Origin of the sequence: Azospirillum sp. TSH100, assembly GCF_004923295.1 — a bacterium.
GTDB lineage: Bacteria > Pseudomonadota > Alphaproteobacteria > Azospirillales > Azospirillaceae > Azospirillum.
In genome coordinates this window covers 2,061,817-2,078,211 of sequence record NZ_CP039634.1, presented here as the reverse complement: position 1 = coordinate 2,078,211, position 16,395 = coordinate 2,061,817, and the positions used below count along the sequence as shown (strand labels likewise).

General features: G+C 66.7%; 14 protein-coding genes. 5 read left to right on the top strand and 9 right to left on the bottom strand.

The features are described 5' to 3' along the window. Nucleotides 1-8: 8 nt before the first annotated feature. Nucleotides 9-524: a MarR family winged helix-turn-helix transcriptional regulator gene (locus E6C72_RS09855; RefSeq protein ID WP_109443389.1), complete on the bottom strand. Its 516-nt coding sequence runs from the start codon at nt 522-524 to the stop codon at nt 9-11. A 538-nt stretch (nt 525-1,062) separates the two neighbouring features. On the opposite strand from E6C72_RS09855, the gene aguB reads away from it, so the two are divergent. Further along, a complete protein-coding gene (gene aguB, locus E6C72_RS09850; protein WP_109443390.1) occupies nt 1,063-1,971 on the top strand; it encodes an N-carbamoylputrescine amidase in 909 nt (302 codons plus the stop codon). Between the two features lie 43 nt (nt 1,972-2,014). Here the strand turns inward: aguB and E6C72_RS09845 are convergent, their stop codons facing one another. Continuing rightward, on the bottom strand, nt 2,015-2,596 hold the full coding sequence (locus E6C72_RS09845) for a putative metalloprotease CJM1_0395 family protein (RefSeq protein ID WP_109443391.1): 582 nt from the start codon (nt 2,594-2,596) through the stop codon (nt 2,015-2,017). A gap of 89 nt (nt 2,597-2,685) precedes the next feature. Further along, nucleotides 2,686-3,720 (bottom strand): histone deacetylase family protein, encoded by a 1,035-nt coding sequence (locus E6C72_RS09840; protein WP_109443392.1) that lies wholly within the window; start codon nt 3,718-3,720, stop codon nt 2,686-2,688. Between the two features lie 330 nt (nt 3,721-4,050). On the opposite strand from E6C72_RS09840, the gene E6C72_RS09835 reads away from it, so the two are divergent. From E6C72_RS09835 to E6C72_RS09825, 3 genes are all read left to right on the top strand, one after another. Further along, complete coding sequence (locus E6C72_RS09835; RefSeq protein WP_247875984.1) at nt 4,051-6,900, top strand: SLBB domain-containing protein; 2,850 nt, start codon at nt 4,051-4,053, stop codon at nt 6,898-6,900. Next, nucleotides 6,897-7,688, top strand: coding sequence for a glycosyltransferase (locus E6C72_RS09830; protein ID WP_109443394.1), 792 nt, complete (start codon nt 6,897-6,899; stop codon nt 7,686-7,688). The genes E6C72_RS09835 and E6C72_RS09830 overlap by 4 nt, the downstream gene beginning before the upstream one ends. Nucleotides 7,689-7,822: 134 nt before the next feature. Beyond that, nucleotides 7,823-8,290 carry a helix-turn-helix domain-containing protein gene (locus E6C72_RS09825; protein ID WP_109443395.1) on the top strand — a complete coding sequence of 156 codons (468 nt, stop codon included), beginning with the start codon at nt 7,823-7,825 and terminating at the stop codon, nt 8,288-8,290. On the opposite strand, the gene E6C72_RS09820 is transcribed toward E6C72_RS09825, so the two are convergent. The 5 genes from E6C72_RS09820 to E6C72_RS09800 are packed head-to-tail and all read right to left on the bottom strand — an operon-like array spanning nt 8,200 to nt 13,328. Next, on the bottom strand, nt 8,200-9,291 hold the full coding sequence (locus E6C72_RS09820; RefSeq protein WP_109443396.1) for a glycosyltransferase family 2 protein: 1,092 nt from the start codon (nt 9,289-9,291) through the stop codon (nt 8,200-8,202). The genes E6C72_RS09825 and E6C72_RS09820 overlap by 91 nt on opposite strands. Beyond that, entirely contained in the window at nt 9,288-10,271 is a 984-nt protein-coding gene (locus tag E6C72_RS09815) for a hypothetical protein (protein WP_109443397.1), read from the bottom strand. The genes E6C72_RS09820 and E6C72_RS09815 overlap by 4 nt, the downstream gene beginning before the upstream one ends. Further along, the gene (locus E6C72_RS09810) at nt 10,264-11,544 is read right to left on the bottom strand and encodes a glycosyltransferase family 4 protein (RefSeq protein ID WP_109443398.1); all 1,281 of its coding nucleotides are present in this window, start codon (nt 11,542-11,544) and stop codon (nt 10,264-10,266) included. The genes E6C72_RS09815 and E6C72_RS09810 overlap by 8 nt, the downstream gene beginning before the upstream one ends. Before the next feature lie 19 nt (nt 11,545-11,563). After that, nucleotides 11,564-12,778 (bottom strand): hypothetical protein, encoded by a 1,215-nt coding sequence (locus E6C72_RS09805; RefSeq protein WP_109443399.1) that lies wholly within the window; start codon nt 12,776-12,778, stop codon nt 11,564-11,566. 34 nt (nt 12,779-12,812) lie between these two features. Next, nucleotides 12,813-13,328 (bottom strand): hypothetical protein, encoded by a 516-nt coding sequence (locus E6C72_RS09800; RefSeq protein ID WP_109443400.1) that lies wholly within the window; start codon nt 13,326-13,328, stop codon nt 12,813-12,815. Nucleotides 13,329-13,708: 380 nt separating this feature from the next. Between E6C72_RS09800 and hutG the strand changes: the two genes are divergently transcribed. Continuing rightward, entirely contained in the window at nt 13,709-14,533 is an 825-nt protein-coding gene (gene hutG / locus E6C72_RS09795; RefSeq protein WP_109443401.1) for an N-formylglutamate deformylase, read from the top strand. 91 nt (nt 14,534-14,624) lie between these two features. Here hutG and E6C72_RS09790 read toward each other — a convergent pair whose 3' ends face one another. Next, a complete protein-coding gene (locus E6C72_RS09790) occupies nt 14,625-16,151 on the bottom strand; it encodes an ATP-binding protein (RefSeq protein ID WP_247875985.1) in 1,527 nt (508 codons plus the stop codon). Nucleotides 16,152-16,395 lie beyond the last annotated feature (244 nt).

The window sequence follows — 16,395 nt, the reverse complement described above, 5'->3', positions numbered from 1 at the left end:
CTACTGCATTACCCTTCTTCGCCGTCGCGGGCGGCCGCGCAGGCAGCGTTGAGGTTGGCGCCGACACGACGCAGCACGTCCAGCGCCAGATCCAGATCCTCCGGCGCGATGCCTTCGATGGCGATTTGGGAGATTTCCGAAGCGCTGGGCATCATCGTCTCACGCAACGCACGCCCCTTGTCGGTCAGGAAGACGTTCATCTTGCGGCGGTCATGGCTGTTGCGCACGCGCTGCACCAGCCCCTGGCTTTCCATCACATTGACGGCAGTGACGGTGGTCGGCTCCATCATGCCCACCCGGTGACTCAACTCCCGCTGGGTCAGGCCGTCCTCCTCCCACAGGGCGCGCAGGAAGAACCATTGGCCCATATTGACTCCGGACCGCGCGATGCGCGTCTGAAGAGCACGGGCGAAAGCACGATTCACCTCCCGGACGACGAACGATAAAGCACCATCGGCCGAACCGGCCGCGTCCTCCGACTCGCCGGGGCGTTCCGGCTCCCACCCCTTGACAGACGCCTCCATACCGACAATCTCTCTGCCGTCGTTCCCGTGCCCCCAACCACCCCCGGCCCACCGGCTGCAAGCATCGGACGACCGCCTGTCGAGGCGACGACGCCGCTTTTGCATCCGCCGGGTCCATGCCTGTCTCGTAACACCACCTTGGCACGAAGGGGCGTGGCTGCGTCATCCAATCATAACGTGTTGTGTGCAAAGCGCAAATCAATTGCGCAGCCATCGATCGCCGACATGCAATGATATGTCACCCCAAAGCTGCCGATTCGGCTCCAGAACAAACAGAACGCCCCTCTCCACTCGTTGCATGGCCGCCTTGTGTCACGCCCATCTTCCGGACGCCGATTGTGGACACCATATCCGCATATGATGAACGGTATGATGATTGCTGCTTTGGTAGGTTTTATTTGGCAATTCGTACATCAGCGAGCTGGGAAAGTGATTATTTCGTTAAATTGTTGATAATTTCCTTTTGGTCCCTTGTAACCGCCGCGACCTTTGGTCACACAAACAGCAACCTGACCGTCATAGGAGCCGTGTGCCCGCGATGACCGCTTCGCCGACCGTTCCTTCGTCCCGTACCGTCACCGTCGCCGCCACCCAGATGGTCTGCAGTTGGGACCGTGCCGCCAACGTCGACGGCGTCGAATCGCTGATCCGCGAGGCTGCGGCCAAGGGCGCGCAGATCATCCTGCCGCAGGAGCTGTTCGAGACCCCCTATTTCTGCAAGGACCAAAAGCAGTCGCTGTTCGAGCTGGCCGCCCCCGCCGAGGGGCATCCGGTGATCGAACGGATGCAGGCTCTGGCGCGCGAGCTGTCGGTGGTCATTCCCGTCAGCTTCTTCGAGAAGGCGCGCAACGCCTATTACAACTCGATGGCCATGGTCGATGCGGACGGCAGCTTGCTTGGCATCTACCGCAAGTCCCACATTCCCGACGGCCCCGGCTATCAGGAAAAGTTTTATTTCAGCCCTGGCGACACCGGCATACGGGTGTTCAAGACCCGCTACGCCACTGTCGGCTGCGCCATCTGCTGGGACCAGTGGTTCCCGGAAACCGCCCGCGTTATGGCACTCAAGGGGGCGGAGATTCTGCTCTATCCCACTGCCATAGGGTCGGAACCGCAGGACTCCTCCATCGACAGCCAGGGCCACTGGACGCGGGTTATGCAGGGTCATGCCGGCGCCAACCTGATGCCGCTGGTCGCCTCCAACCGTGTCGGGGTGGAACAGGGGGAAAGCTGCGCGCTGACCTTCTACGGTTCCTCCTTCATCGCCGGGCCACAGGGGGAAATCGTGGCGCAGGCCGACCGCGAAAGCCGTGCGGTCCTGACCGCCAGCTTCGACCTCGATCGCATCGCGGCCCAGCGCGCCTCCTGGGGCGTCTTCCGCGACCGCCGGCCGGAACTTTACGGCGCGCTGCTGACGCTTGACGGCGAAACGACTCCGCGTCGTTGATCCGAGCAGAAGGGGACTGACGGTCGGAGCCGCTGCCGCGGCATCAGACCGTCAGTCCCCTCCCCGTTCCGAAATCGCTCCGACCATTGCCAAGAGACTGTGCCGCTCCATAGGCGGCCGCCGCACGTCCGGATGCGGTATCACCACCTTGTCGGCGCTGTTCGGACTGGGCTTGCAGCTTCGCCGCGTCGGCCTGCGCGGCAACCCGCAAATCCTGCGGTGACGGGTCGGCCGGAGCGAGTGCCGCAGCCTTCACCTGTTCCATCTTGGCGACTGTGGCCGCCGGCTCCGATTCCGGGCTGACGTCGATCGGCACCTCGCCGGCGGTGGCGTAGTTCTTGCCGTCCGGCCCGCGCGTGAAGGTGAAGGAGGCACCGCCGGCATGGGCGCCGCCCGCCGCCTGATGCGCCGCTTCGTGCTGGCGGACGCTTGTGTCGGCCTGCTTGAGCTTCTGAACCTGCTGCTGGGCCGCATCGGACAGCGTCACGCTGTCGGTGGAGCCGCTCTTCCGATCCTGCGCGCCGGCAGAATCCTTCCCGTCCCGACGCAACGGCAGGCTGCGCGGGGTAGAATAGGACCCGATCGACAGACCGGAAATGGTAAGGTCGGCAGCCACCGCCTGCATCCTCAATCAGATGCCGAACTTCCCATCAATTTAGGACGATTCGGCCGCACCGGCAACGATGCGGCCATGCTCATGCCCAACTCTTCGCCTCACCCCTGCTCGAAGCCTGTCAGCACATTTGCGACATTCACGCCAAGATCGTCGACGGCATAGCCGCCTTCCATTACGAACAGTGTGGGCAGGCCGATGCCGGCAATGGCGGCACCCATGCGCAGGAAATCCTCCGACAACAGGCGGAAGCGGGAAATCGGGTCGCCGCCATAGGTGTCCGCCCCGAGCGAGAGCACCTGCGCGTCGGCGCCGAAATCGCGGATGCGCGCCACCGCGGCCGCCAGCGCCTGTGCATAACCGCTCCAGTCGGTTCCCCAGGGCAGCGTCAGGTTCAGGTTCGCCCCCTCCCCCGCACCACCCCCGGTCTCGTCGGCATGGCCGCAGAAATACGGGAACTCATCGGCCGGGTCGGCGTGGATCGACACGAACAGCACGTCGCCGCGCTCCCAGAAAATCTCCTGGGTGCCGTTGCCGTGGTGATAGTCGACGTCGAGCACGGCAACCCGCGCCGCCCCGCCGTCGCGCAGGGACTGTGCGGCGATCGCGGCGTTGTTCAGGAAGCAATAGCCACCATAGAAGGCATGGCCGGCATGGTGGCCCGGGGGACGGCACAGGGCGAAGGCGCTGCGGTCGCCGGCCCGCAGGCGGTCGGCGCCGGTCAGCGCACTGTCAGCGGCGGCGGTGGCGGCCCGCCAGGTCCCGGCGGTGATCGGCGTCCCCGCATCAAAAGAGTAGAAGCCGAGCCGCCCATCGATGCTGCGCGGCACCCGCCGCCGCGACATGCCTGGCGCAACCCAGTTCAGCGGCAGCGCATCGATGTCGGAGCCATGCTCCGCCACCCACTCGTCCCAGGCGGTCTGAAGAAAGCCGATATATCCCGCGTCATGCACCCGCTCCAAGGGGGCGGTGCCATGACGCGTGGGCTCCACGATCGATCCCAGCCCGACCGCCTCGATCCGCGCCCGGACGATGTCGGCACGAGCCGGCTTTTCGTAGCAGGGGACGAGTTGGCCATCATTGAGTTCGGACCGGCCGGCCTGCAGCCGGTGTTCTTCGCTGTGGATGACGATCACGCCGTTGGCTTCCTTGATTGTTCCGCCGCGACTGTTTCGCTGCCGAGCTTCTCGGTCCTGCGGAAAGAGACCGCATCATAGTCCCTCCATTCCATCCGTGGATGCCGTGCTTTTGCATGGCGCCCCGGACGCCGGGCATTGCCTTTCGGCTTAATGCACGCGATAGTGTTCACTAAAAATCACTCGCGCTGTGCGGGTGATTGATGGGGTAAACAGACATCGATGCTGGCTGCTGCGTGCAGGATATTCGCCCTTTTTGCGCCGGGAGCGGCGCTGATTCTGTGGGCTTGCACCGTGTCGGCCGCGGGACCGATGCGGAGCGATGGTCCATTGCCGCAGCTATTGTCGCCCCCCTCCGATTCTCCATTGGAAGCGGCCTTCTCCGCCCGTGCCGGCGAGCCGTTGCGTCAGTTCGGCTATGACCTGTTCGCCGCGAATGCGGATGCTGGCGGAGTGCAGGGCGCCGCCCCCGGCGCCATCCAGGGCGACTATGTGCTGAACACCGGCGATGCGGTGCTGGTGACCTTGCGCGGCCAGAAATCCTTCAGCAAGCGCTTCACCATCGACCGCAACGGTCAGCTTGTGGTGGACGACCTGCGCCCGCTGACTGCCGCCGGCCTGACACTGGATGCCCTGCGACGGGACCTCTCCGCCACGGCCGCCGCCACATGGCCCAGCACCGAAGCCTTCGCTTCGCTGGCTGACGTGCGGCAGATCGGGGTGCTGGTGACCGGCGCCGTCCGCCGTCCCGGCCGGCAGGAGATCAGCGCCTTCGCCACCGTGCTCGACGCGCTGTCCGCGGCCGGTGGCGTGGATCGCGGCGGCAGCCTGCGCGCCGTCATGCTGATGCGGACCGGCAGCACGATCGCTGTCGACCTCTATGCCCTTCAGATCGCCGGGACCGCCGGTAATGCGGATGTCCCGCTGCGCGACGGTGATCGCCTGTTCGTGCCGCCGCTGGGCGCCACCGTCGCGGTTGCCGGACCGGTGAAGCGGCCGGGTATCTACGAGTTGCCGCCGGGTGGCGGACCGCTCTCCGCAGCGGAATTGCGTGACCTCGCCGGCGGCGCACTGCGCCCCGGCCGTGACCGGCTTCTGCGATTCGGCATCGGCGCGGCAGGCGAGGAAACGACGGAGGAGATCGCAGAGGCCGGAGCCAAACGGTTCGGCGACGGCGACCTCCTGCTGATTGCCCCGGAGCGGGAGGACCGCCGCGGCGAGGTTCGGCTGGAGGGGCATGTCCTGCGTCCCGGCCCTCGCGCGCTGGCGCAGGTCAAAACCCTGTCTGGACTGCTGTCCCGCGCCGATCTGCGCCCGGCGGCTTATCTGGCATTCGCAGCCCTGGAGAGCCCCTCCGGCACCATGGTGGCGCACAGCCTGCGGCCGGTCGATCTCTCGGCCCTCCTGAATGGGCGCGACCGCCGCCAAGTGGCGGAGGGCGACACCCTGTACGTCCTAGGTGCCGCCGACGTCGATTTTCTCACCTCTGAACCGGTGCTGACCCTGTTGCGCGGCGACCGCCAGCCACCGCAGGAGGCCTGCCCCGGTCTGGTCGCGCTGGCCCGCATCCTGGCGGCGGAACCGGACGGCCAGCTCGCCACCGGTCCGCAGGCGCATGCCGCCGCCACGCTGACCGGGTCCCGCATGCCCTGCACGCCCTTGTTCACCAAGGTCCCGGATCTGCTGCCGCTCGCGCTGCGCCATTCGGTCCTGCGCCTGAGCGGTGTGCCGCGTCCTGGCTTCTATCCGGTTGCCGGTGGAACGGAAAGCGTCGGCGCCGCCACCGGCGCCCGCGAGACTATCGTCGAATCGGAAGCGCCCCGATACGAGCTGATCGGTCATGTTCGCCGCCCAGGCACCCGCCGGCTGACGGCCGGAGCCACGCTGCGCCAAGCCCTGGCGGAGGGGAAGGCCTTGAAGCGCGACGTCTATCCGCTGCTGGGCATCGTCGAACGCTATGATGGCCGAAGCCTGACGCGTGTCCATCTGCCCTTTTCTCCCCAGGAGGTCGCCAGCGGGCGTGCGGACCGCACCCTCAAGGATGGCGACCGCATCCACCTGTTCGCCACCGAGGACCTACGCAGTCTGGTTAAACCGGCCGAGCCCGGCACTCTGACCAAGGAGGAGAGCGAGAGCGACTCTCCGATATCCGAAGCGCCAATGCTGGCGGCCGTGCTTGATCCCGCCATCCTGGCCGTCATTGGTGAACGGATTGTTCAGGTTCGCGGCGCAGTGCGCGATCCCGGCGGCTATCCGGTCGCGGACCGTACGCCGCTGTCGGCCTTGGTCGCCGCGGCGGGTGGATTGTCAGCCGATGCCGATCCGACGGTGGCGGAACTGACGGCGGCGAACGGCACGCGCAGCAGCGTCGACCTGAACCGTGACGGCACCCGCGCGGTCGGGCCGGGTGACGCGCTGCGGATCAACCCCCGCCCACAGGCACTGGAGGCGCGCGCCGTTGCCATCGAGGGGGCGGTACGCCGCCCCGGCCGCTACGACATCGGCCGCGGCGAGACGCTGTCCTCGCTGATCGCACGGGCCGGCGGCCTGATCGACGATGCCTATCCCGCCGGAGCCGTGCTGACACGCGAAAGCGAACGCCGGCGGGAGAAGGAGCAGTTCCAGCGTCAGGCCCGTGAACTGGAACGCACGCTGGCGCTGGAGGTGGAAAAGGGTGAACCGGTCAAGGCGGAGAATGTCGCGCTGGCCCGCCAGCTTGCCTCACAGCTGCGCGGTGCCGAGCCCCTCGGCCGCGTGGTGGTGGAGGCGGACCCGGCGATCCTGCGCAGCCGGCCCGATCTCGACCCGCTGCTGGAGCCCGATGACCGCATCGTCATACCGAAACGCCCTTTGACCGTGGCGGTGTCGGGCGAGGTCCTGCATCCGACCGCCGCGCAATTCGTCAGCGGCAAGACCGCGGAGGATTACCTGAGCGAGGCAGGTGGCGCGACCCGCGACGCCGATACCGGCCGCAGCTTCCTGGTTCTTCCCGACGGACGGGCCCGACCGCTGGCGCTGTCCTCCTGGAACCACCGGGTCGAGACGATCCCGCCAGGGTCAATCCTCGTGGTGCCGCGCGATCCCCGCCCGTTCGATGGGCTCGACGCCACCAAGGCGATCGGCAACATTCTGAGCCAGCTGGCGATCACTGCGGCGTCGATCTCCGTGATCACGCGATGAAGGGTCCGATACCGCTCCGCCTCGCCATCCTGACCGTCGTCCGCGACGACTGCGCCGGGCTGGCCGACACCCACGACAGCCTGCGCGGGCAGCTTGGCCCCGACATCGTCTGGCTGGTCGCCGACGGCGCCTCGACCGACGGCACGGCGGCTTGGCTTGCGCACCATGCCGCTGTCCCGGCTTGGTGGCGCTCGGCCCGCGACTCGGGGCTCTACCATGCCATGAACGATGCGCTCGACGCCGCGTGCAGGCTCGGCTGCAGCCATGTGCTGTTTCTGAACGCCGGCGACCGGCTGGCGGCGGACAGCAGCAAGCGGCTGCTGAACGCCATCGCCCGGCATCCCGATTGCGCACTTCTCTATGGCGATGCGCTGGAGCGGCAGGATGACGGACGTATTCTTCTGAAGCGCGCCCGCTCCCACCGCTGGGCATCGCTTGGCATGTTTACGCACCATCAGGCGATGATCTACAGCGTTTCCGCTCTGGCAGGACTTCGTTTCGACACCGGCTACCGGATCGCCGCGGACTATGCCTTCACATTGGCCGTGCTGGAGCGCGGACAGGCGGTGCGGCTGCACTGGCCGGTGTGCCTGTTTGCACCCGGTGGACTGTCCCAACGCGACACAACCACGGGCCGGCGGGAACAGGCAGCGATTCGGCGGCTGCATCTCCGCCATGGAGCGGCGCAGGAGGCAGCGATCACCATGGCTCAACGAGTCGCGCTGGCAGTGCGCCGGTTTCTGCCCGCTGCGTACGCGAAATTACGTTTCCGATGCCCGGAAACTTAATGTCTTTCGCACTTTCCTTCCTGCTTCCACCCAAACGGACCGTTGATACGCACAAATGGTTGCATAGAATTTACTTTCTGAACTAAGCATTCTCGCGGCGCCTTCCCTCCGGCTTTCCCTTCGAGGTACGACTTATGAGCGCGACCAAAACCAAACTCGCCCCCGCCCACACCCTGTCGCGCCGCGGCGAAGGTCCCAACCCCATCGACATCCATGTCGGAGCCCGCCTGCGGCTTCGCCGCACCCTGCTTGGCCTGAGCCAGGAGAAGCTGGGCGAAGCGGTCGGAATCACCTTCCAGCAGCTTCAGAAGTACGAGCGTGGGTCGAACCGCATCAGCGCCAGCCGCCTCTACAATCTCTCGCAGGTTCTCGGCGTGCCGGTCAGCTATTTCTTCGACGACATGCCATCGCCCGACCAGATCACCGCCGAGGCCCCGGCCGAGACGATGAGCGAGACGGACGAGTTCGAATCCATGGCCCGTCGCGAAACGCTGGAACTCGTTCGCGCCTATTACCGGATCGAGGATCCGGGCGTGCGCAAGCGCACCTTCGACCTGCTGAAGGCGCTGGGCGGCGACCGCATCGCGCTGCTCGAAGAATAGGGATCGCCTGCGGGACGGGCAGTCCGGACAGGGTCGGCACCGGTGCAGACTGACGGAGCGCTGGCAACCGCCGCCGCTTGTCCTACGGATGACCGCATCTTGAACCCGACCTGCCAGTAATAGAACGCGCGTGACAGCGCGTGATCCAGCCCTGCCGAGCCGTCGAGGATGCCAAGGCGCAGCACATAGGCATGGAGGAATGCCCAGAGCGGCCGGCCCGGCAGGCGCTGGAAAAGCCGTTTCTGCGCCCGCCGGCCGATGATGGCACGGGTCCAGGGAATGGCACCGGAACCGCAATCAGGTTCGGCGCAGATCAGCCGCTCCATCCGGCCGTCGGCACGCAGGGCCGCCTCCCAGTCCGAATAGCGGTTGTGACGGTCGAACCAGGCCGACAGCGGTTTCGCATCCTGATGATCCATCGGATGGCGAAGCCGGCCAGTGGTACCGGTGACCTGCGGCTGGTAATGCCCTTCAACCTCCCACATCATGGCGATGTCCAGGTCGGGCAGATCGGGAAAACGAACGCATCGGCGATCGAGCAGGGCCAGCTTGCGGTTCCAGCAGCCGAAACGAAGTGGCTGGTCGCGCAGGATCGGCCGGCCGTTAATCCAGTATGCAGCATGGCCCGGTCCATCGCCCGCGCCGCCTGCCATCAGCCGGGCGATTTCCTCGACCAATTCCGGCGTCGGCCGCTCGTCCGCGTCGACGAAAAGAACCCAGTCATGGGCGAAAGGCAGAGTGTCCAGGCACCATTGCTTCTTCTTCGGGTAACGGCCGTTCCAGCAGAAAGGCACCAATCGGGCGCCATGGGACCGCGCGATGTCCGGTGTCCCGTCGTCACTGCCGCTGTCGACTACGAAGCACTCGGCAAATCTGGCGAGAGCCGGCAAGCAATGCGGAAGATTGGCCACCTCATTGCGCGTCATCACCACAACGGAAACCGGAATGGCGCTCAGAGGATTGGCGGCCGTGGGGCGACTGGTAATAGGGCGATTTGTCATGACGCAGCCCCGGCACCCGTCGTCCGCTCCCTCACGGCGTGGAAGACGGACAGGCCGAATCCGGCGCCGACCAGCCCGACAAATCCTGCCAGAGGAACGACAATGGCGGGATTGGGCCAGTCCGGCAGGGTGCCGGCACCGGGCGGCTGGATCAAATCGGCAGCGAAGGGCAAATCGACGCCGATCATCATCGCCACCCGCTCCTGGTCCAGCAGCAGGTCGCTCAACGCCTGCCGGTGTTCCGCCACCGTGACGGCCCCGAGGCGCAGCTTGATATGGGCGATCTGCGCGGCGCTGCGCCGGGCCGCCTCCGACCGCAGATGGGTGTCGGTGGCGGCAGCAATCCGGCCGAGCAGGTCGATCGCGGTCGCCCGATCGGCATGGCGGATGGTGATGCGCCGCATCGGCCCCGACCGCAGCATGTCGATCACCAGCCGGTCGCGCAGGGCGCGTGCCACACGGTCGCCGTCCGGTTCGATCCAGTCCTGGCGCCCGACCAATGCCAGCAAACCCCGCTTCACGGCCGGCAACAGTCCCGTCGCTGGACGCCAATGTCCGGCCTCCGCATCCCAGCGCTCGGGAAACAGGGCATGCAGGATGGCTGGATCGGAGGCCAGACGGTCCGCCACCGGTCCCGAGCCGAACAGTTCCAGATAGCGGGCGAAGTCGGACAGCGATTCATCGCCCGCTCCCGGTTCTGCGACACCGGCGGAGTCACGGCCGTTCAGCGTCGGTACGCGGGCGCCCATCGCGGCGGACCCGACCCGTGCCGTCGGCCCGATGACCATCGCCGCGGTATAGGCCGGCGTCACCAGCCAAAAGGCCGCCACCGCCAGAACCAACCCGCCCAACCACCCGCCGAGCAGCCAGCGCCACCCCGTCCGCAGGGTGCGAACGAGGGGCCGCAGATCCCCCTCTCCTGCCGCCGCGGGCAGGACCAGGGTCATGGCTTGCGGCTGGGAAATGGCGCCGTCAGGCATGGGGCAGCGGCCTCCCCCACAGCGGCCGGGCAGCCCGGCGAGTCTCGACCAGACGTTCGGCCAGCCCGACGAAGGCCGTGGCGGCACGGTCGGCGGTCCAGGCCTGAGCCAATCGCGCCGCGCGCTCCCCCTCCGCAGCACAGCGTCCGGGATTGACGGCATAGGCACGCACCGCGTCGGCGATGGCCATGCCGTCGAATGGGTCGATCACCAGACCGCAGCCTTCCACCCGGGTCGCCGCCTCGCTTCCCGCTGGTCCCAGGAACAGGCAGGGTCGGCCGGCCGCCTGCACACCGGCGAGTTTGCTCGGCACCAGCATTCCCACCGCTGCTGGGTCCATCACCACCAGATGCAGGTCGGCGGCAGACAGGCATTCCGCCAGGCGGTCAGCCGGCTGCCAGGGAAGCCGGCGAATGTTGCGCAAGCCCCGGCGACGCGCGCCCTCCTCCACAGCGGCGAACCCCCTGCCTTCGCCGACCAGAAGGAACAGCACGTCAGGATTGCTGACCTGCAGGCTGGCGGCGGCCTCCAGCACGCCATCCATCGGATGGGCCAGTCCCAGCGTTCCGGAGTAGGCCACCAGGAAACGTCCGTCGCCTTTCTGAAGTCCGAGCGAATGGCGCAATCCGTTTTCGGCCTTGCCTGCCGGGCGGATCGCCGGATCGGGCCAGTTCGGCAACAGGTTGACCCGGTCCGCCTTCACACCGGCCGCGATGATTCGGTTGTGCATGCAGCGCCCGATGGCGGCCACCGCATCATGCCGCCGCAATGCCCACGCCATGCCATGTTGGGCGCTCCGGCGGAGCGGGGCCGGCATCCGCACGCCAAGAACCGGAAGCAGATCCGGGTAGAGATCCTGGCACCAGTGCAGCGATGCCGCGCCATGCCACGCAGCCAGGCCCGGACCTGCCAGCGCCAGCATCGGCGGATCGGTCATCGTCACGACAAGGTCATGGCGTGAAAGGCGCAGGGCCTGGGCGGTGAGCCGCCGCAGCGAATCGAGATAGGCGCGGGCATCGGGACGGTCTCCCCCGGCCACAGCGGCACCGGTGCGGATGACGGTAATTCCGGCTGAGGTAGCGTGCTCCGGGGGCTCGCCACCGGACCGCTCCCCATCCGCCACCACCGTCACCCTCCAGCCGGCGGCCGCGATTCGCACGGCCAGATCCGACAGGCAACGACCGGTGGCCCCGCGGTCCGGCGGGAACACCCGATTGATGAACAGGATGGATGGTGGGTCGAGCAGCACGGCGCACCACAGCGTGAATTGCACGCGAAAGTATGATGAACCTTTAGGAGACCGACAACCCTTTCCTGCATTCCGCTGCCAAAAGCATCAGCGACAGGATGACGCCAGTATCGAGATACTTGAAACTCGTGTGGAGGCAGAGCGCCATCAGCAATGGCGGCACCACCGCCAGTGCCAGCGGCGGATCGGCCTCCAGCAGCCGGCACCAGGGCCTGACCAGCGCGCCCAGATAAGCCGCCAGCGCAATCATGCCGAATAGCCCTGTCTTCAACAGGCTGTAGCTCGCCAGCATGTGGGTGTAGGTGACCCGCCAGCCGCCAACCGCCGGATTGGCGATCCGCGCGCCCCAGCCGTCGCCGAACAGCAGCGTCCAAGGCGTGGCGTTGGCATGATCGATCACCGCCATTGCCTCCTCCCAGCGGGCGTTGACTCCGGTCAGCCGCGTCTTCTCCGCCGCCTGTTGCCACGCACCGACCAGCGCATCCCCACCGACGGAAACCGACAGCCCGAGCCCCAACAGCAACGGCAAGACAAGCCATGGACGGCGGCGGGCCCACCAAATCGCCGTCAGCAACAGCGACAGCAGGGCCAGTCCCAGTGCCGTGCGGTGCACCGCTCCGGCCAATGCGGCAAGGCACAGCGCTCCGCCGGCGACACAAGGCACTGACGCGAACCAATGGCGGAACCGCCCGCCGGCCCCGATCAGCGACAAAGCCACCGCCGGCAGAACCGCAGCGGCGAACAGCACCGATGGCGCGTTGAGCAGATAGACGCCACCATCCGCCATCGCCCGCTGTCCGATGGCGCCGAACCCCCAATCGGCTTGCCGCCACCAGCGCAAAGCGAACAGCAGGCCAGCCATGGCCAACCCACCTGCCAGCGCGCGGACGGCGGTCTGCCCGGTACCCCGCAGCACCGGCACCACAAGCACGGGAAGGAACAGGAACAGCAGGGGCACGACATCACGCAGAATGTCGGCAGCCTCCCAGCCCAGCGCAGCCCCGCGCAGCAGCGGCACCCACAAAAGCCAGGCGAACGCCACGACCGCAACCGGCATCCACTCCATGCCGGACCGCGTCCGCAGCGCATGGCCGCTCACCACTGCCAACGGCCATTTCCAGCCGATCGACAGGAGGATCAGCAAGGCGATGGACAGTTCGCTTCCGCGCAGGACCGCAGGCGCCGGCACGCTCAAGCCGCCATACAGAAGCAACGCCGCCGCCATCGGCAGCGCGCCGATCCTGCGGGCCGCCACCATCACGGCCGCACCTTGTGGAAACCCGACCTGCCGCTCAGGCCCAGCGCTGTTCGGCGCTGTCCAGACGGTAGAACAGCCCTTCCTGCGGACGCAGCCGCAGGGTGCCGGTGAGGGTCAGCGGTTCCCGCGTGCCCGGCAAGGCGATGGCGGTGTGGACATGCATCATGGTCGCAGGTCCGGGGCTCTGGCAGGCGGGACAGCCCAACGGATTGGCAGAAAGGATGAATCGATCGTGTGTGGTGCCGTCTGTCAACGGTACCATGAAGCCACGAACGGTGATTTGCCGGCCATCCAAAGCCGAGACCTTCACCGGGAATTGCGGATCGCCGGCAAGACCGCCCATCCGCACAGCCCCCAGGTCGCGCCAGATCGCCGTCGTTTCGTCCAGCGGCAAATGGAAGGGGCCGGTGGGATGGCTGGGCGCCTCCGGCGTTCCGGCGGCCCAAACGGCCCAGCCGGCGACGGGAGCGAGCGCAAGAGGCAAAAGAAACTGGCGCCTGCCGGGCATGGTCGTGCCAAGGGCCGCGCCAAAACGGGTGGCGGTGTTCATGGTCGCTTCTCCCCTGCTGCGTTGCTTCGTCACCGGGGCTGCGAAATCGGGGCGCCGTGTATTGTGTAAGTCTTTTGTCCGGTCGCCTGGGAATAATCCAAGGAACAGTCTTGTCCGGTGCGGGGCGACACCTTCTGCCGGGCGGTCGCCGATTGGGCCGAAGTCTCTGGCAAGCGCAGGTCAAGGTCAACCGGCAATTCAGCGCAGCGGGATAGGCGATTCGGCGCGGAAGGACAGGTTTCCGTCGGCGCGGCATCCCGATCCTTTCAAAAAAACGCAATCTGTTTGACGGGGTGCGGCAGCGCGCTTCATAGTCCCATCGCTGGCCCTGCCGCACTGCACACAGTCCGGCGCAAGCCGTTCCGATGACGAGACGAGCCATGGAAACCTTCCGCTTCCAGCCGGGCGAAACCCCGGTTCTGCTCAGCATTCCGCATGTCGGGACCATGATTCCGCCGGACATCGCCGCGACGATGACGCCGGCGGGACTGGCGCAGCCCGACGTCGACCGCCATCTGGATCGGTTGTACCACTTCGCACCGGCACTCGGAATCGGTTTCCTGACCGCACTCTGTTCGCGCTACGTGGTGGACCTGAATCGTGATCCCGACGGCATCGTGCCGCAACCCGGGCTGGACCCGACCGGGATCTGTCCGCTGACCACCTTCGACCGCACACCGATCTACCAGCCCGGGCAGGAGCCCGACCTTGCGGAGATCGATCGGCGGGTCGGCGCCTACTGGCGTCCCTATCATGAACAGCTTCGCAGCGAGCTGCGCGCCCTGCGCGACCGATACGGTGTCGCGATCCTGTTCGACGCCCATTCGGTGCGCAGCAGCGTTCCCCGCTTCTTCGATGGAACCCTGCCCGACTTCAACCTGGGCACCGGTGACGGCAGCAGCGCGGCCCAGCCGCTGGTGGTCCGGCTGATGAACGTCCTTTCGGCATCGGAACGCTATTCCGCCGCACTGAACGGCCGACTGCGCGGCGGCTTCATCATCCGCAGCTATGGCCAGCCGGAAGAGAACATCCACGCCATCCAGCTGGAGCTGACCCAATCCACCTATATGGACGAGGACGCCCCCTATCACTTCCGTCCCGCCCTGGCGGCAGAAGTGAAGCCGTCGCTGGAGCGGCTGCTGAGCGTCGTGGTCGAATGGTCCTGGCAGAAGGCCAGTGGCCAGCGGCGTGCAGCGTTCCTGTAACGCCCCGCGACCTTACCGGAAACCCGGTATGAAAGAGTGGCCCTTCCCCGTCGCCGGGGAAGGGCCGAAGGACGGCCTGATCGGGGATGGATCAGATCTGGCCGCGCTCGCTCGCCTGACGCATCAGGACGTATTGGCGCATCATCTGATTGCGGAAGCGGTAGCGCTCCAGTCCGGGCTCAATCACCGGGGCCAGAACGCCGCCATGATCCTCCCGCGTCAGGCGTTTCAGCAGGTCGAGCGTAGCGACGCTCGGCAGCTCGCCGCTGTCACCCGCCAGATCATTGGGATCGAACACGCCATAGGCATCGGCCGGACACAGCGCCGCCGCCAGCAGCGCATCTTCCAATTCTGCCCGGCGATCGGCGGCCAGCGCACGGGCATAGCTCTCGACGATGCCGCGCTCGGCCTCCTGAAGGCAGCGGGCGACGGCATAGGCGAGATCCGGCCGCTCCACCAGTTTGCTGCCACGGCTGACGGCGCTGCGCGCCGCATGCAGACCGAGAAGCTGAGCGTAATAAGGCAGTCCCCGCACGAATTCGGCGATCCGCCGCACAACGTCGGGGGCGAACTCGATGCCGGCATTCTGTGCACCGGCCTGGATCAGCCGGCCGATCTCCTGATCAGTCATCAGCGGCAGATGGACCGGCACCAGCGAGCGCTGGATCGACGGATGCTTGCCCAACAGCTGGTCAAGGTTCTCGGCGACGCCGACAACCAGCAGGGTGACGGGGATCGAGCTGTCCGTCAGGTTTTTGAACAGTTCCGCCAGCTTGTTGCGGAAATCCTCGTCCAGGACGCGGTCATACTCGTCCAGGATCAGCAGGACGTGGGTGGCGTGGATGCCCGCCAGCACCTCGTTCAGTTCAGTGACGCTGAAGGTGCCGTCCGGCAGCAGTTCGTTGAAGCTGGCGAAGTTGCGCCGCGCCGCGAATGGGTTGTCGAGCGCCGAGCGGTAATAGGTCGACGGTATCTTCTTCAGGAAGTGCCTGAAGATGTCCTCGAAGCTCAATTCGCCGCTGCAGGTCAGCTTCAGCGACAGATAGCCGGCCTGTCCCGCGATCTTTTCGATCGCATTGGCGACGGAGGTCTTTCCGCGGCCGCGGTCACCGTAGAGGATGACGTGCGCCCGCTCCTCTTCGATCGCCGAAATGATGCGGCGCAGCGTGTCGTTACGGCCGATGAACAGGCCGTTCAACTGCTGCTTCGGCCGAGTCGGCGTGAAGGCTTCGCGCAGGAGACCGTTCAGCTCCGGCGTCAGGCCCTTGAGCATGGCCGGCGCGTTGGCGCCGCCATTGGCCCCCATACCGCCGCGATAGCCGCCATTGACCGACATGGTGAAGCGCGGCAGGTCATGGTCGCTGTCGGTATCCTGACCGCCCGGCTGCGGGAACATATGGCCGCGCCGGTCGCCGGTGGCCTCATTGTCGATGATGTCGGGCAACCGCGGAGCAACAGGGCCGCGCATCGCCTCGAAACCGGCACGCCCGGCAGTTCCGGCACCAATGTTGCCGTCCACGGGGCGCAGAAGAACCCCGCCCTGCCGTGCGAATCCCGGTGCGTTGGAAAAGCCGCCGGCGTTGCCCATCCCCGGCGCACCGATACCGGGACCGGCCATGCCCGGTCCGCCGGTCAGAGGACCGGCCCCAGCTCCGCCTCCAGTGATGCCTGGATTGCCGAGACCACTGCCCAGGTCGGCACCGCCGGCAGCCGGCATGCGCTCGTCCGCCACCGCAGTCGAACGACGCTTTCGAAAGAAATTCCGCATCCGTCCCAATCCCCACGCGTTGTCGGCGTTCGCGGAACCGGCCCCCTTTCGGCTTCTCTGATGGGCCAGGGACGGCTCCGCGTGTTCCCGATGT

Coding starts and splice junctions, on each gene's coding strand:
- E6C72_RS09855 (WP_109443389.1), bottom strand. CDS start 524: ATGGAGGCGTCTGTCAAGGGGTGGGAGCCGGAACGCCCCGGCGAGTCG.
- aguB (WP_109443390.1), top strand. CDS start 1,063: ATGACCGCTTCGCCGACCGTTCCTTCGTCCCGTACCGTCACCGTCGCC.
- E6C72_RS09845 (WP_109443391.1), bottom strand. CDS start 2,596: ATGCAGGCGGTGGCTGCCGACCTTACCATTTCCGGTCTGTCGATCGGG.
- E6C72_RS09830 (WP_109443394.1), top strand. CDS start 6,897: ATGAAGGGTCCGATACCGCTCCGCCTCGCCATCCTGACCGTCGTCCGC.
- E6C72_RS09825 (WP_109443395.1), top strand. CDS start 7,823: ATGAGCGCGACCAAAACCAAACTCGCCCCCGCCCACACCCTGTCGCGC.
- E6C72_RS09820 (WP_109443396.1), bottom strand. CDS start 9,291: ATGACAAATCGCCCTATTACCAGTCGCCCCACGGCCGCCAATCCTCTG.
- E6C72_RS09815 (WP_109443397.1), bottom strand. CDS start 10,271: ATGCCTGACGGCGCCATTTCCCAGCCGCAAGCCATGACCCTGGTCCTG.
- E6C72_RS09805 (WP_109443399.1), bottom strand. CDS start 12,778: ATGGTGGCGGCCCGCAGGATCGGCGCGCTGCCGATGGCGGCGGCGTTG.
- E6C72_RS09800 (WP_109443400.1), bottom strand. CDS start 13,328: ATGAACACCGCCACCCGTTTTGGCGCGGCCCTTGGCACGACCATGCCC.
- hutG (WP_109443401.1), top strand. CDS start 13,709: ATGGAAACCTTCCGCTTCCAGCCGGGCGAAACCCCGGTTCTGCTCAGC.
- E6C72_RS09790 (WP_247875985.1), bottom strand. CDS start 16,151: ATGGCCGGTCCCGGTATCGGTGCGCCGGGGATGGGCAACGCCGGCGGC.